The following is a 3,762-nucleotide window of genomic DNA, read 5'->3' as shown; positions in this document are numbered from 1 at the left end:
AACCAAGGCTTTGATGTTTATCCTTTAAAGCGTGTTTTTGAAACGGCAACCCAAGCTTATAAACGAAGGGGAGCTGATTTTAATGAAATAGAACAAAAAATATTAAGTCATGTTTTTGGACTTACAGAAAAATATAGAAGATTTTAAACAGAAATAAATAATGAGAAAAAACATAGTTGCCGGCAACTGGAAAATGAATTTGAATTTGGATCAAGGAATTCAACTATTTAATGAAATACAGGGACTTCTTAAGGTTGAACTTAGTGGAGAACAAGAAGTAATTGTTTGTCCACCAAGTATTCATTTAAGTAGCCTCGCCAAATCTTTAGATGGGAGTTCTAAACTATCTATTGGTGCTCAAAACTGTCATCATGCAGATAGCGGAGCCTATACTGGTGAAATATCAGCTTCCATGATAGCTTCAAGTGGTGCAGAATATGTCATTATCGGTCATTCGGAGCGTAGGCTGTATTTTTCTGAATCAAATGAACTGCTTGCTCAAAAATTAAATACGGTTTTAAAGAATGGCCTATCCCCAATATTTTGTATTGGAGAAACCTTGGAGCAGAGAAATGGCGGGACTTATTTTGATGTGATTAAAGAACAAATTTCTGAAGCTTCTTTTCATCTTGATGGAGCTAACTATAGCAAATTAATACTTGCTTATGAGCCTGTTTGGGCAATTGGTACAGGCTTAACTGCTAGTCCGGAACAAGCTCAAGAAATTCATTTATTCATTCGTACTTTATTAGCAGAAAAATATGGTCAGACATTAGCTGATAATCTAACTATTTTATATGGGGGGAGTTGTAATCCTAAAAATGCTGCTGAGCTTTTTGCACAAGCAGACATCGATGGGGGATTGATTGGCGGTGCTTCATTAAAAGCACGCGATTTTGTTGATATTATTAAAGCGCTAAACTAAGCATGGTTTATAATGAAGTTTTTGTAGTTCTTAATTCAAATGAGGACTTTCATAAGGATTTGTTAATTAATGCCATGTCAGAAATTGGGTTTGACACCTTTGAAGATTTTCAAAATGGATTTAAGGCTTATATTCCTTTATCAGATTTCAATAAAGAGTCTATTGAGCATTTAAAAGATACTTTTAAGGAGATGTTCTCTTTTACATTTGAGTCTAAAAGCATAGCACATCAAAATTGGAATGAGATCTGGGAAAGCAATTTTGAGCCAATTGATGTTGCAAATCGCTGTTATATCCGAGCAACTTTTCATGAAGCAAAGCCAGCTTTTGATTATGAAATTGTGATTGATCCTAAGATGGCCTTTGGAACGGGTCATCATCAAACTACAGCATTAATGATTGAATTTATGCTGGAAGAAAATTTTGCATTTCAAAAGGTGCTTGATATGGGCTGTGGAACGGGTATTTTGGCGATTTTGGCATCTAAAATGGGTGCAAAAGAGGTCTTGGCAATTGATTATGATGATGTTTGCTATGATAGTACGCTTGAAAATTCTGTTCTTAATAAAATTACAAATATCGAAGCTTTATGTGGTTCTAAAGAGGTTATTCCAGATTATAAATTTGATACCATCATAGCAAACATTAACCGAAATATCTTATTGGATCAGCTGGATACCTATGCAAAAGTGTCTGAGGATGGAACAGTACTTTTTTTAAGTGGTTTTTATGAAAATCCTGATTTAGAAATAATAAAACAAAAATGTGAATCTATTGGATTTAAATATTCTGAACACAAAGTGCTTAATACCTGGGTATCAGCTAAGTTCATTTTTTCAAATAAGTAGATTTACTCATTTTTCTTAAATTATCATTCTTTTTGTCGATTCAATATATATTGTTACAGAATAATTAAATTATTTTGTTGTAATTTTATCCATTTAGTTAGCTTTTTGAATACCTAGTGAAACAATTTAAGATATATTTTTAAAGAAAAATTTCAAGAAATAAAATTTCAAGAAAATATTTTAACTTTTTCAAAACTTTAGTGCTGGAATTTCGTTAAACATTATAATCTAATTATTGGTTAATTATTGTAAATTAACTAAAACAATATTGCTTTTGCCTTGTTATTCAATTAGAAAGAAATAAAATTTCAATTCAGTGCCTTGTAAAATGCGCTGAAGAGTTATTAAAATGTATTGCCATATAAATTATTCTACCAAGAAAAAAACAAACACATGAAAACTTTAGGAAAAAAAATTCGTCTACTTAGACATCAAAAAAGCTGGAGCCAAGAAGATGTAGCTAAACAATTAGAAATCTCTATTCCAGCATTTTCAAAGATTGAAACTGGTATTACTGATATTAATTTATCAAGACTTGAGCAAATTTCGAAGTTATTCGAAATGTCTGTTGTTCAGCTTCTTACATTTAATGATCAGGAAGGTCTAGAAAGTTACAACACAGAGGTTGAGAACCTTACTCAAAAGCTTCATGATCGTGAGGTTGAACTTATTGATCTTCAGAAGAAAATCATTGAGTTGTACGAGGAACTTCGTGCTTATAAAAAGTAATAGTAAATATTATTTGATAAGTAGATCTCATTTAATAAACGAGGTTTACTTATCAAGTAAATTCCACTATTAAATAAGTCGATTCTTCCCTAAATTCCATTTTAAATAAGGTTTTCACCTTGTATTGGTATTTTTTTGTCCAAAAAATAAGCTAACTCCATATTATTATTCTAAATAATATTATTAACTTATTATTTAATTTATGAAATCTTAGGTAAATTATTCTTTAAATAATTTCGACTGCAAAATTATTTAATTTGGATATTCGGTTCCGAAACTCAAATTCGTGTTTTTTGGACAAGTTTAATCATCGAGAAAGGAGTTTGAGCCCTGTTTTTACGTAATTCCCTAAAATTACTCGAAATTTGGTTTTAGAATAATTTTCTTAAAGTGGCATGCTTTTTACCAAATACTGCGCCCGTAGCCTCATGAATTGAAAGCATTTTATCATTAAAATCTCCTACCCATGATAGCTCCAGTTCTTCATATTGGTTTTTAGGAATTACATATTCTTTTAACTTAATAAATAATGCTGATTCTAAGCCTAGTTTTTGAAAGGCAGTTTTTGTTCCCATTACTACTGCCCTCATTCTATTAACTCCTTTCCAGCGGTAGTATAAAAACTTCAATTTTTCTATAATTCCGAGTTTTCCATTAAAGCCTTTTATCATTTGGTTCGCATCTGGTATAATAACTATAACGGAAGCTGGTTCATCATTAATGTATGCGAACCAAATTAGCTTTTCATCCATAACAGTTTTCATCTTGTTAAAACTTTCTAGTATGCCCTTGGTTTCGAGTGGGACAAAATTTTCAAAGTTTTGCCAGGCATCATTATATATTTCAACAAAGTCTTTTGCAAAGGACTCCAATTTACTAACTTCTAAATATTTGAATGTATAACCAGGTTTATTGGCAACCCAATTTGCGATTTTAGTAAAACGTTCTGGAAAAGGCTTTCCTAATTCTAGGTGATTTGTTATCTGCTCATAGAGGACGGTAAATCCATAATCAGTAAATAATTTTTGATAATAGGAGTGATGATAATTCATTCCATATGATGGAGTAGTGAAACCTTCAATTAATAAACCCCAAAAACTATCATTTTCTCCAAAGTTAATCGGTCCATCCATAGCCTTCATACCCCTCTCAGATAACCAGTTTTTTGCTGTATCGAAAAGTAAATTAGCAGCTTTTGTATCATCAATACATTCGAAGAAACCTATACCACCAGTCGCTTGTGCCGGTTGATATGCCTTA

General features: G+C 31.6%; 4 protein-coding genes. 3 read left to right on the top strand and 1 reads right to left on the bottom strand.

What is annotated here, in order from left to right:
- Positions 1 to 160: 160 nt before the first annotated feature.
- The 3 genes from tpiA (at position 161) to ACIQ0D_RS12155 (ending at position 2,502) form a co-directional block, all read left to right on the top strand.
- The gene (gene tpiA, locus ACIQ0D_RS12165; RefSeq protein WP_395805996.1) at positions 161 to 925 is read left to right on the top strand and encodes a triose-phosphate isomerase; all 765 of its coding nucleotides are present in this window, start codon (positions 161 to 163) and stop codon (positions 923 to 925) included.
- A 2-nt stretch (positions 926 to 927) separates the two neighbouring features.
- A complete protein-coding gene (gene prmA, locus ACIQ0D_RS12160; RefSeq protein WP_395805994.1) occupies positions 928 to 1,773 on the top strand; it encodes a 50S ribosomal protein L11 methyltransferase in 846 nt (281 codons plus the stop codon).
- A 393-nt stretch (positions 1,774 to 2,166) separates the two neighbouring features.
- Complete coding sequence (locus tag ACIQ0D_RS12155) at positions 2,167 to 2,502, top strand: helix-turn-helix domain-containing protein (RefSeq protein WP_395805992.1); 336 nt, start codon at positions 2,167 to 2,169, stop codon at positions 2,500 to 2,502.
- A gap of 371 nt (positions 2,503 to 2,873) precedes the next feature.
- On the opposite strand, the gene ACIQ0D_RS12150 is transcribed toward ACIQ0D_RS12155, so the two are convergent.
- A partial coding sequence (locus tag ACIQ0D_RS12150; RefSeq protein WP_395805990.1) for a GNAT family N-acetyltransferase occupies positions 2,874 to 3,762 on the bottom strand: 889 nt, incomplete at its 5' end.

Origin of the sequence: Daejeonella sp. (assembly GCF_044342615.1) — a bacterium.
Classification (GTDB): Bacteria; Bacteroidota; Bacteroidia; order Sphingobacteriales; family Sphingobacteriaceae; genus Daejeonella.
Note: the sequence above shows the minus strand (reverse complement) of the source record. Positions and strands in the feature narration are given on the sequence as shown.

Bases quoted from the DNA above. Each gene is read 5' to 3' on its own strand.
- tpiA (WP_395805996.1), top strand. From the start codon at position 161: ATGAGAAAAAACATAGTTGCCGGCAACTGGAAAATGAATTTGAATTTG.
- prmA (WP_395805994.1), top strand. From the start codon at position 928: ATGGTTTATAATGAAGTTTTTGTAGTTCTTAATTCAAATGAGGACTTT.
- ACIQ0D_RS12155 (WP_395805992.1), top strand. From the start codon at position 2,167: ATGAAAACTTTAGGAAAAAAAATTCGTCTACTTAGACATCAAAAAAGC.